The following is a 1,764-nucleotide window of genomic DNA, read 5'->3' as shown; positions in this document are numbered from 1 at the left end:
CAAACTCGCTCTGCACCTCGCCCAGCGCCAGGGCAATGGCTGCACGCCTTTCCGGGTTCGTCTCGCCGCCGTTCATAGCGCGAAGCTGCCGTGCCACGCCGTCTGCGCTGATGTGGTCTTCGCTGCTCAGCAGCGCGACCACCGCCTCGCCCAGCACAACGTCGGCCAGACGAGTTAAATCTGCATTATTCATACCCGCATCTTCCGGTTCGTGCCTTCCGGGCAGGATGGCAGGACGGCCATTCCGGGCGGTCCTGAATGCATGCTGCGGGTCCCGCCTCATAACACCGGGGTAACTCAGCGTTCAAACAGCATGCCGATTAGCGTCTGGTAGTGACGCTCTTCTTCCTGATTCGCTGCCACTTCAAGGCGGCGCAGCAGTTTGGTACAGATGGCTTTACGATTAAGGTTCTTGCCTGCGCGCAGGATTTCTACGACAATCTGCCCCAGCGTTTCCTGCTGGGTTGGCGCCGACGCCTTGCTGAAGTAATGCGCAATGTCGCTGGCGGAGTCCGGGAATTTCGTAACGTTCTGACGCATGGTGAACCTCTCAATGGTTAAAATGTAGTCGGCTCTGTCTGACGGTAAAGTTATACAACTAAATCAAACTTGTACAGCAATTGTGTTGTTGTACAGCTTATCTTTTTGTGCAAAAAGTGCTAAATATTACCAAACAGTAACTTAGGTAAGTATCAGCGCGCGAATGATGAGTCGATTAACGAAGGGGTTGTACAACAGTCAGAACGGTATGGTCAGCTTCCGTGTCCGGAGCGCAGGAAAGATGCCTGCCCTGTATGACCCGGGCAGGCTGAGAGATGAATTCAGTGCGTTGAGCCGTGGCCCGCGCCGGTGACCCATCTCAGCTCGTCCCGGTTGCCCGGCAGCGACTCAAACCCGCGGAGCCAGCGTCTGGCCCCTCTTATCTGCGCGCAGCGCGCAGGATTTTCCTCGGCGGCGGCCATCTCAGTCAGCTCACGGGTCAGTGAATCAACGGTAATATCCGTATTATTCATCGCCAGATGAACCGCAGCTTCGCCAATAATCAGCTGGTTTTCGTCATGATAATCATCAGGCATGCTCTGCTCTCCCTCGGCTTTATTACGGTATTTCAGTGTAGTCGCTTAATGGACTGAAAACCGGTTCCGTTTAAATACTTTTCGCGCATTATCCCGTCAGTCAGAATTATGTTCAGGCGCACAGCGATAAAAAACACCCTTAATTCAGAAGCCTGACAGGTTATCAGATGTAAATATCGGAAAATACTGAATAAACCTTATGTGTGGTCTGAAATCGTTTTCATTCTGAGGTGCCGTCTGAGCATGTCAGTGTTTCGGGATTTAATCTCAGGAGAGGATTTAATATGGCCTGAAAATATGGATGATAAGCCTGCAGGGTGCGGACTGTTAACATGCGCCGCGTATAAGAGAAATCAGTGGATAAGCCCTGAGGGTTATTCTACTTCAACATCAAAGATAATTAGGGAATAAAAATTTCCTAATTAAGCGGGCCGGGATAAAATTTACTTCCGGCCCCCGTCAGTGTGGTTTTATTTAAACTTCAGGTTTTGGGCACCGCCGGCTGATAAGCCCGCCTTTACGACCGGCCTCGCGCGCGCGATCGGGGCAGTTTTTGAAGTTGCCGCCGCTGGCGGCGCCGCCTTTGCTGCCCGCCTCAGCGGCGCGTGCCGGGTCGGCCGCGAAGTTTCCGGCTCCACCGCGTCTTGCTGTTGTCATGATGCGTTCCTCAGATAAAAGTTGTCATGTA

Annotated in this window: 4 protein-coding genes; all 4 read right to left on the bottom strand. The window is 52.8% G+C overall.

Annotation, left to right across the window (positions count from 1 at the left end):
• On the bottom strand, window positions 1–193 hold a 193-nt coding region (locus tag VI01_RS24280; RefSeq protein ID WP_045816964.1), incomplete at its 3' end, for a hypothetical protein.
• A gap of 104 nt (window positions 194–297) precedes the next feature.
• Window positions 298–540 carry a regulatory protein YcgZ gene (ycgZ, locus tag VI01_RS24275; protein ID WP_039328007.1) on the bottom strand — a complete coding sequence of 81 codons (243 nt, stop codon included), beginning with the start codon at window positions 538–540 and terminating at the stop codon, window positions 298–300.
• A gap of 281 nt (window positions 541–821) precedes the next feature.
• Complete coding sequence (locus VI01_RS24270; protein WP_045816963.1) at window positions 822–1,076, bottom strand: hypothetical protein; 255 nt, start codon at window positions 1,074–1,076, stop codon at window positions 822–824.
• Between the two features lie 474 nt (window positions 1,077–1,550).
• On the bottom strand, window positions 1,551–1,733 hold the full coding sequence (locus VI01_RS24265; RefSeq protein WP_045816962.1) for a general stress protein: 183 nt from the start codon (window positions 1,731–1,733) through the stop codon (window positions 1,551–1,553).
• Between the last annotated feature and the right edge of the window lie 31 nt (window positions 1,734–1,764).

Origin of the sequence: Pantoea sp. SM3 (genome assembly GCF_000963995.1) — a bacterium.
Taxonomy (GTDB): domain Bacteria; phylum Pseudomonadota; class Gammaproteobacteria; order Enterobacterales; family Enterobacteriaceae; genus Pantoea; species Pantoea rwandensis_B.
Note: the sequence above shows the minus strand (reverse complement) of the source record. Positions and strands in the feature narration are given on the sequence as shown.